We start from the raw sequence: 9,145 nt of genomic DNA, 5'->3' as shown, positions 1-9,145 counted from the left end.
TATCCACTCAAACGGAATTAGAAAAAGTTAGCAGATTAAAGATAAATAAAAGTAATCGGAACAAAAAAACTACTACTTGCAACACCGTATAAAAAAAATTGCTATTTTGTGCTTAATTAAAGTGTGTTGCTTTTTTGCTTGCTTCTGATTTTCCTACGGAAAATCCTCGCGCACAAAAACGCAACTTTCTTTATACAAAAACGTTGCAAGTAATAGCGGAAATCACTCAAACGCAAACAATTCGCAAATAAAATAAATCTGATTTTTAACAAATATTACGCTGAATTTACTCTACCGATTTTCTACTCAAACGGAATTTCCACTCAAACGGAATTTTCACTCAAAACGGAATCTCACTCAAACGGAATTTCCACTCAAACGGAATTTCCACTCAAACGGAATCTCACTCAAACGGAATTTCCACTCAAACGGAATCTCACTCAAAACGGAATTTCCACTCAAACGGAATTAGAAAAAGTTAGCAGATTAAAGATAAATAAAAGTAATCGGAACAAAAAAACTACTACTTGCAACACCGTATAAAAAAAATTGCTATTTTGTGCTTAATTAAAGTGTGTTGCTTTTTTGCTTGCTTCTGATTTTCCTACGGAAAATCCTCGCGCACAAAAACGCAACTTTCTTTATACAAAAACGTTACCACACATTTGACCAAAATTATGCGAAAAACAATATTTCTGATTTTGATTTTACAATCCTCTCTGACTTTTGCTCAAATTCAGCAATACTTTTTCGTCGATGACGTCGAAGTTGTTGAATACCTTTATGTGAAAATTTGCATTGGAGAAAATGGAGAAACAATCTCTGTAACTGAAATTCCAGAAAGAACGACTTATAAAAACAAAGACATAATCCAACAGATTATTGAATATCGGAAAGGAATTGACTTTTTACCAGGAAGTAAATTTAGTAACCAATGTTTTGACTATCCATTTACCATTGTGAATTCAAAATATGAGTCTATGACTGAAATGGATTCTAATTGTGTTGCGGAATTTGGAAAAGGAAAATATCGATATATAAATCCTGAATATCGAGACGTGAAAATTAAAAGACGGAAGCGGAAACAAATTGAGAAAACCAAAGACTCTAAATCAGTTTATAAAATTGAGTGGATTTCACCTTGTAATTACGTTCTGACTTATTTAAAAGTTTCTAAACCAGAATATGAATATTTAATTGGACAAAAAATAGATGTCAAAATAATTGATGTGCTTGAAAATGGAAATTATGTCTATTATTCAAACCTGTCTGATAGAACATATGGATTTGGAGAAATGGAAAAATTATAAAAACGTGTGGTAACAACGTGTATAATTCATTGCTAGTTATAGCCTACTTACGAAAGTCCTCGCGGACTTTCTATCTGTGATTTATTTGCTAACTTTAGTGCTTAAACACGCAACGAAATCATACACAAAACCGTTGTACACAAGCTGAAAACACCGCAAAGGCAGCCGCATAAATAGCACATTTGTTTTTTTTCAAAGCAAATCCAACGCTAAAAAAAACAAAAGAGCTATTTTAGCCAACGCTCAACCGAATTAAAAGAATGAAAAATGAAGCTCACGCAAGAATAAAAATCAACCAACTGCTCGAAGAAGCGGAATGGAGGTTTTTTGACAATGAGCAAGGTTCTGCGAATATCTTACTTGAAAATCACGTAAAAATCACCCAAACTGAAGTTGATGCTTGGGGAAACGATTTTGAAAAAGTAAAGTCTGGTTCTTTAGACTTTTTACTAGTTGACAGTAACAATAAACCAATATGTGTTTTAGAAGCTAAAAAGGAAAGTCTTCATCCTCTTGTTGCAAAGGAACAAGCTAGAAAATATGCTAAAACTGTAGGAGCTCAATTCATAATTCTATCAAATGGAATTGTACATTTCCTTTGGAACTTAGAAAAAGGGAATCCTAAACCGATTTATAAATTTCCTTCACCAAGCGAAATTGGAGCAATCAAGGAATGGAATCCAGACAGAAAATCATTGGCAAACGAAGAAATCAAAGATGATTTTATTGCAATCGTTCAAATGCCTGATTACTCTGAAAGACCTGAATGGAAAGGAAACCCGATTGACAGTAAAGACTTTGTTTGGAATAATGGGTTACGATTTTTAAGACATTACCAATTAAAGGCAATACAAAAATTGCAAAAAGCAGTTGCGAATAAAAAAGACCGATTCCTTTTTGAAATGGCAACTGGAACTGGAAAAACACTTACTGCTGCTGGAGTAATTAGATTGTTTCTAAGAACTCAGAACGCAAGACGAGTATTATTTCTAGTAGATAGATTGGAATTGGAAGACCAAGCGTGGAAAGCTTTTTCAAATTATCTTAAACCAGATTATACAACATTTATTTATAAAGAACATAAAAGCGATTGGCATAAAGCAGATATAGTTGTTACAACTATTCAATCTCTAATGTTCAATAACAAATACAGATACGAATTCAAACCTACCGATTTTGACTTGCTAATTTCAGATGAATCTCATCGTTCCATTTCTGGAAACGCAAGAGCAGTATTTGAATATTTTCACGGTTACAAATTAGGATTAACAGCAACACCAAAAGATTATTTAAAAAGTGTTGATATTGACAAAGTCAAAGAAAACGACCCAAGAGAAATCGAAAGACGTTTGCTCAGAGACACCTATGCCACCTTCGGTTGCGAAGGTGGCGACCCAACTTTTCGCTATTCTTTACTAGATGGTGTTAAAGATGGTTTCCTAATTAACCCAAGGGTTTTGGATGCTAGAACCGAAATAACAACACAATTGCTTTCTGACGAAGGTTATTCTGTTGCAATTACAACAGAAGAAGGCGAAGAAACAGAAACCTTTATTTCAAGAGATTTTGAGAAAAAGTTTTTCTCAGAAAAAACTAATCGTGTTTTCTGTAAAACGTTTTTGGAAAACGCTATGCGTGACCCAATCACAAAAGAAATTGGTAAAACAATCATTTTCGCTGTTAGTCAAAATCACGCAAGAAAAATAACTGAAATTTTAAACGATTTCGCAGAACAATTATATCCAAATAAATACAATTCAGATTTCGCAGTTCAAGTGACTTCACAAGTTGGTGATGCTCAACAAATGACTATCAATTTTACAAATAATAACCTTAATGGAAAATCATCTTGGTTAGAAGGTTATAAAACTGGTAAAACTAGAATTTGTGTAACAGTTGGTATGATGACAACAGGTTATGATTGTCCTGACTTGCTTAATTTATGTATGATGCGACCAATATTCAGTCCTGCCGATTTTGTTCAAATTAAAGGGCGAGGAACTCGTAAACATACGTTTACTCATAAATATAAAAACGAACTCAACGAAGAAGAAACAATTAAAGAAGAAAAAGAAATATTTAAACTATTCGACTTCTTTGCTAATTGCGAATATTTTGAGGAAAAATTCGATTATGACGAAAAACTAAAGCTTCCAAAACCTAAAAGCGGAAAAGGTGAAAATGGTGGTAGCGGAATTGATATTGATAAATACAATAGTTTAAGACCTGACCCAATCTTAACTGTTAATGAAGAACAAATTGGATATGAAGGAATGCGAATTGACAGAGAGCTTTTCAAAAAATTTGAAAACAGAATCGCAATGGACGATATCATAAAAAAGAACGTAGAACTTGGAAATTGGGAACACGTTGTTAGCCATATTCAAGCAGAAATATTTGATAAGCCAGAAGAATATTTCAATTTAGAAAAACTGAGAAAAGCAGCCAAAATTGATAGAAAAATTTCTATTCGTGAAGTTGTAGAAAAGGTATTTGGTATTATTCCAAAATTCAAATCAAAGGATGAACTATTAGAAGAAGAATTTGACAAATTTATTTCTATTTATCCACCAAAAGAAAATGATATTAACATTAGAGCTTTGAAATATTTTTTTAAAGCCTACATCGTTGACCAAGACATTCGAAAAATAATTGAAACAAAAGATTTTCAAGCATTACAAACCAATCCTACACTAACCATTTCACAATTTAAGGCAGTTGCAACAAAATATCGTGAAGTGATTCCAGTGTACATTAAAGATTATATAAAATTAGAGCAGTTTGCTGCTTAAAAAATATTTATGTTAGATACTATAACAAAGAAAAGAATTGACGACTGCCGAGACATTTTAGTTGGTAAACTTCCTGACCCGAAAGCACAGATAGAGCAAATTACCATAGGCTTAATTTACAAGTTTATGGCAGATATGGACAAAGAAGCTGTTGAGCTAGGTGGAAAAGCAAAATTCTTTTCAGACTACACAATGCCTGACCCAAAAGATGAAAATAAGGAAATAACTATTCCGTTTTCAAATTATAGTTGGGATAGACTCTTTGACTCAAAAGTAACTGCATCTGAAATGTTGCGTTTGTATTCGGAAGCGATTGAAGGAATGGAAAAAAACCCAAACATTCCTCAATTATTTAGAGATATTTTCAATAATGCCTACCTGCCCTATCGTGACCCAGAAACACTAAAACTGTTTTTAAAAACCATAGGAGAATTTGAATACACACATAGTGAAAAACTAGGAGATGCTTTTGAGTATTTACTTTCAGTAATGGGTTCTCAAGGTGATGCTGGACAATTTAGAACACCTAGACACATTATTGACTTTTTGGTAGCAATTGTAGACCCACGTAAAACAGATACCATTATGGACCCAGCTTGTGGTACAGCTGGCTTTCTTATTTCTGCTTTTAAATACCTAAAACAAAAAAACAATAATCAATTTACACCTGACGAACAGAAAAAGATTATTCAAAATTTTGTTGGTTATGATATATCACCAGATATGGTGCGATTGAGTTTAGTGAATTTATATTTACACGGATTTACCGAACCACATATTTTTGAATATGATACATTAAGTAGTGAAGACCGTTGGAATGATAATTTTGATGTTATTTTAGCAAATCCACCTTTTATGAGTCCAAAAGGAGGTATTAGACCACACAAAAGATTTACGATTCCGAGTAAACGCAGTGAAGTGTTATTTGTAGACTACATAGCAGAACACCTTACACCTAAAGGAAAAGCTGGTATTATAATACCTGAAGGTGTTATTTTTCAAAGTGGAACATCTTATAAAAGTTTAAGGAAAATGTTAGTTGAAAACTATTTATATGGAGTGGTTAGTCTGCCTTCTGGTGTTTTTAATCCGTACAGTGGTGTTAAAACCTCAATTCTTTTACTAGACAAAGAATTAGCAAAAAAAAGTACTCAAATACTGTTTATTAATATAGAAAATGATGGTTACAGTTTAGGTTCACAACGTAATGAAATAAATGGTGGCCAATTAGAAGAAGCTATAAAAGCAACTAAATTATTTAAGCAAAGTATAATTGAAAATACAGAATTTCAAAATAGTGGAATTGCTCATTCGGTAGACAAAAAAGAAATTTTAGAAAACAATAACTATAATTTAAATGGTGAATCGTACAAAAACATAATAGAAGTTAATTCTAATTATGAAATGGTTTCATTATCAAATGAAGAAATTTTTAAAGTTGTTTCTGGAGGTACACCAAGTTCTAAAATTGAAGAATATTGGGAAGGTGAAATAAATTGGGCTACACTAGTCGATTTACCTGCGTCAGATAGAATTTCAACAATTAATTCAACAAAAAGAAAAATTACTGATTTAGGTCTTCAAAAATCTTCGGCAAAACTCTTGCCTATAAATTCAATTTTAGTTTCAACAAGAGCAACCATTGGCAGAATAGCTATAAACAAAGTGAAATGTGCAACTAATCAAGGTTTTAAAAATATTATAATTGTTGACTCTAATCGTGCAGATTCTGATTACGTTGCCTTTATGATGACAATGCTAATTGAAAAAATGAATGCAATGGCAACAGGTGGAACTTTTAAGGAGCTTTCTACAAAGAATTTCAAAACTCTTGAAATACCATTGCCTTCAATAGAGAAGCAAAAAGAAATTGTTAGTGAAATATTTTCGCATATAAAAAGTATTGAAAGTTTAAAAAACGATATCGAAAAAAAAGAAAATGCAATTAATGAACGTATTTCTAAAGTCTGGGGTATCTAATGGAAGAAGCATACGAAATATTAAACTATTTACCCATTCGTTTTAAAAATCAAACCGAGCAAGAGTATATTGAGTTTTTGTGGGATTCTTTTGAAAGTAATTACAATAATGAGAAATACCAATTTTCATTTATGGCTTATCATATGCTTTTTATGAGTTTTGTATATTTTAATGTTTGGCAAATCAAGAAAATTCACCAAGAAGATTATAAAAAAATCACCTTAGGTTTTAACGATTGTTTTGGGTCAGCTAGTTCCCCATTTGCTTTTAGTGCAGAAGGAGAAAGTAGAATATTTTTACTATTCACATTTTTTGGTCTAGGTAAAGAAAAAATTGGGAACTACAAGAAGTTAGTAAAAAGGAGAAATGACGTAGCTCACAGTAACGGAAACATCTTCTTCAAAGCCCAAGAAACAGTTGACGAAAAAATCACTGAAATATTAAAATTTGCAGATGAAATTCAAGAGAAAACTAAATCAGCGATTCAAGATGGTTTTGAAAAGTTTTTAATAGACAGTCAAGACGAAGAAGAAAGACGATATATTGATATTCAAGAACAAATAAATGAGGAATTAATTCACGAACATTATATGTCACGAAAGGATATTGAATTTTGTTTGGATTATGACATAACGCAACTATCTGAACAACCGAATTATGCAGAGATTGAAAAGATATTTGAGGAATTAAAAACGGAATACGCTCAGGAAGAAGCCAACGCTTAAAGCCATACACATTTGCAATTCGCGCCAGCCAATGCTAAAGCCAAAAATTGCAAAAGAGTATGTCTTCTGCCAACGCTAGCAAGTTTGTGGAAAGAAAAGCCAGTGTACAACAACGTGTATAAAACATAGCTATTATAGGCTTTCCGAGAGGTTTTTATATATTTACAAAGTACGCCAAATTTTTTATTTGATTATATTTATAAAAGAAAATAAAACATAAAAATAAAAAATTCGGCTCGTGCTAAATCCGAAAAGTTAGCGTTTATTTATACGCTACGTTTCATACACAAGACCGTTACATACAATGGCTCGGAATAAAAAGCAGAACGGACAAATAATCTTTCTGACTGGTTGAAAAACTTGAGAAAAAAATAAATCATTTTTTTATTAAAAACAACTGACTTAAAAAGCCATCTGCGAAATTGAAAAAACATTACACGGAATGAAAAGCACAACGCTGAAAAAAATTGAATAAAACAATATCCTTCAAAATAATAAAAAGCGAATTTAAAAATTAAGCGGAATTAAGGTCGAATCAAAAATTTGAAGTAAACGAGAAAAAGATATTAAAATCTACGTTTTAAAAATAAATCAGTGCATTGCTGAATAAAAAAAGTGGACGGAAAAAGAGTAAAGCGGAAAAAGAGTAAAGCGGAAAAAATTATGTGGACGGCATAGCAGAGCGTTCCAAGCAGAGCGTGTCGCCACAGTATGTAACAACGGCTATAATTCATTGCGGCGGAATTTTCTACCGAAAATTCCATCCTTTTTTCTATCTTTAAGCTACAACGGAATAAATCCTGCGTATTTTTCCGCAACGAAATCATAGCCAAAGCCGTTGCCAACAAGTTGAAAAAAAACGTATGAATAGAATAATAATCGGACTGATTTTAATAATTAGTTCACTAAACTTAACCTTTGGACAGAATTTACAAGAAGGACAAAAAAGATGGAGTTCTGACCAAAAACTAACAATTGAGGATTTTAAAATCAAAATCAGCGATGAAAATAATGATTTCGTTTTCAGCCAATTTATGATTTCACACGCAATCGGCGGATTTGACTTTATGAAACGCAATCTGAATCAAAAAATAGAAAATATATTTTTTGGCAATGCTTCTTGGATAGACACCACAAAAGTTGCTGACATTCAAAAACAAATTGACTTTCAACAAATGCAATTTGACCTTGCCGAAATTCACGCAAGAAAATTTAGAAAAAGAGCATTGGAAAATAAAGGACAAATCGCAAAAGGATTTGACATTATAAACCAAATCAACAACGACATTATGACTGAATTTTCTAAAAGTCGTCTGGAATTGGTAAAAGAAACTGAAAGCGGGCGAAACGTACAAAAAATCGTGGAATGGAAAGAGAAAATAGCAACTGAATTAAAAGAATTGAACGAGTTTAGTTACGAGAACAAAAAGAAAATCAAAACGGAAAAATAAAACCAGTTGGCAACACCGTATAAAATTAATTGCTGGTGCAAGCTTGCTTACGAAAATCCTCGCGGATTTTCTATTCGGTTTGTATTTGCTAAATTAGGTGCTTAAACCACGCAACTAATCTTATACAAACACGTTGGCAACAATAAAAAAAAACTCACTAAACTCAAAACACTATGAAAAAACTAATTTTAATTTTAACATTATTACCAATGTTGACTTTTGCCCAAATGAAGGAAAAGAACAATGCAATAAAAATGACAACCGAATATGGTTCTGAAAACCAAGAATTTCAGGATATTCTGTCTTTTATGAAAATTGATTATTATAAAACGAAATTCGTAGGAGCAGAATTAAAAGGTAAAAACTATTCGCTAATTGTTAAAGAAATTTGGGACGGAAAAGTAAAAACAATAGATACTATTGTCAATACAGCGAATGATAAATATTTGAAACCATTAGATTCTGACACATTAAGTTTAAAAGTAACGGCGAAAAAAACATCAGAAAAAAAACTTAAAGTGAATTTTAGGTTTCCGCAATTTGGAAACGAAAGAACTTATGAAGCAACGGAATCGGATGATTATTCTCTACGAGATGTTGGAATTAACGTGAAAATAGAAACTGGAAAACCATTTTATGCTTTTGCTTATATTTTACCATATGAAAAAGACGGATACAAATTTTGGTGTGCAGTAGAAAGTAGCGGAAAAGACATTGAAAGTTGGGGCCAAGAATTTGGAATAAAGCATTATTTAATATTTGAAATGAAGTTCGAATAAAATTACTGTTGCCAACAAAGTACTGTGGTAAAAAACAAGTAAAAAAGCATTAATTTCTCACCAAAGAACTTCTGTAACTATCCTCATATATTAGTCCAGATTTAGCAA

The 9,145-nt window shown here is 31.9% G+C and carries 6 protein-coding genes; all 6 read left to right on the top strand.

What is annotated here, in order from left to right:
- Positions 1–677 precede the first annotated feature (677 nt).
- Entirely contained in the window at positions 678–1,310 is a 633-nt protein-coding gene (locus DFQ11_RS14355) for a hypothetical protein (RefSeq protein ID WP_110476578.1), read from the top strand.
- 260 nt (positions 1,311–1,570) lie between these two features.
- A complete protein-coding gene (locus DFQ11_RS14350) occupies positions 1,571–4,102 on the top strand; it encodes a DEAD/DEAH box helicase family protein (protein ID WP_110476575.1) in 2,532 nt (843 codons plus the stop codon).
- 9 nt (positions 4,103–4,111) lie between these two features.
- Positions 4,112–6,082, top strand: a complete 1,971-nt coding sequence (locus DFQ11_RS14345) for an N-6 DNA methylase (protein ID WP_110476574.1) — start codon at positions 4,112–4,114, stop codon at positions 6,080–6,082.
- A complete protein-coding gene (locus DFQ11_RS14340; RefSeq protein WP_110476573.1) occupies positions 6,082–6,807 on the top strand; it encodes a hypothetical protein in 726 nt (241 codons plus the stop codon). Before DFQ11_RS14345 ends, DFQ11_RS14340 begins: the two co-directional genes overlap by 1 nt.
- A gap of 863 nt (positions 6,808–7,670) precedes the next feature.
- The gene (locus tag DFQ11_RS14335) at positions 7,671–8,258 is read left to right on the top strand and encodes a hypothetical protein (protein WP_110476572.1); all 588 of its coding nucleotides are present in this window, start codon (positions 7,671–7,673) and stop codon (positions 8,256–8,258) included.
- Positions 8,259–8,431: 173 nt separating this feature from the next.
- A complete protein-coding gene (locus tag DFQ11_RS14330; protein ID WP_146221544.1) occupies positions 8,432–9,037 on the top strand; it encodes a hypothetical protein in 606 nt (201 codons plus the stop codon).
- The last annotated feature ends 108 nt before the right edge of the window (positions 9,038–9,145 follow it).

It is taken from the genome of Winogradskyella epiphytica, from assembly GCF_003217215.1.
Lineage (GTDB): Bacteria > Bacteroidota > Bacteroidia > Flavobacteriales > Flavobacteriaceae > Winogradskyella > Winogradskyella epiphytica.
Note: the sequence above shows the minus strand (reverse complement) of the source record. Positions and strands in the feature narration are given on the sequence as shown.

Bases quoted from the DNA above. Each gene is read 5' to 3' on its own strand.
- DFQ11_RS14335 (WP_110476572.1), top strand. From the start codon at position 7,671: ATGAATAGAATAATAATCGGACTGATTTTAATAATTAGTTCACTAAAC.
- DFQ11_RS14330 (WP_146221544.1), top strand. From the start codon at position 8,432: ATGAAAAAACTAATTTTAATTTTAACATTATTACCAATGTTGACTTTT.
- DFQ11_RS14345 (WP_110476574.1), top strand. From the start codon at position 4,112: ATGTTAGATACTATAACAAAGAAAAGAATTGACGACTGCCGAGACATT.
- DFQ11_RS14350 (WP_110476575.1), top strand. From the start codon at position 1,571: ATGAAAAATGAAGCTCACGCAAGAATAAAAATCAACCAACTGCTCGAA.
- DFQ11_RS14355 (WP_110476578.1), top strand. From the start codon at position 678: ATGCGAAAAACAATATTTCTGATTTTGATTTTACAATCCTCTCTGACT.
- DFQ11_RS14340 (WP_110476573.1), top strand. From the start codon at position 6,082: ATGGAAGAAGCATACGAAATATTAAACTATTTACCCATTCGTTTTAAA.